This is a genomic window from Polaromonas sp. P1_G2, from assembly GCF_056405515.1.
The window spans coordinates 1-352 of record NZ_JBFUBY010001826.1; the positions used below are offsets into that span (position 1 = coordinate 1).

Sequence of the window (352 nt, forward strand, 5' to 3'; positions counted from 1 at the left end):
AGTTGCTGCAGTTCGAGCTTGATTTGTTCGAGCCGTACATCAGACTCGGCAAATGCCCGCACGTAGCGCATGACGCCGTTCTTGCCTGCGGCTTTGGCATGATACATGGCCTTGTCGGCGCAGGAAATCAGTTGCGTAAAGGATTGGGCATCGGCGGGAAAGCAGGCGACACCAATGCTTGCCGACACGGGATAGCTCTCCTCGCCAACACTTATCCCATTGCCAAATGCGTCGATGAACTGATTTGCGGTCGCCAGCGCACCGGCATCCTCTTCGCCTTCCCAAAGCAGGACGGCGAACTCGTCTCCCGACAGGCGTGCAAACAATGGGGCTCTGTCCGCAGGGGCAGCCT

1 protein-coding gene is annotated in these 352 nt (G+C 58.2%); it reads right to left on the reverse strand.

Translation table 11 applies throughout. From position 1 onward, the window contains the following. A partial coding sequence (locus AC1D0P_RS32780) for a diguanylate cyclase (protein ID WP_477680531.1) occupies positions 1-326 on the reverse strand: 326 nt, incomplete at its 3' end. Positions 327-352: the final 26 nt, after the last annotated feature.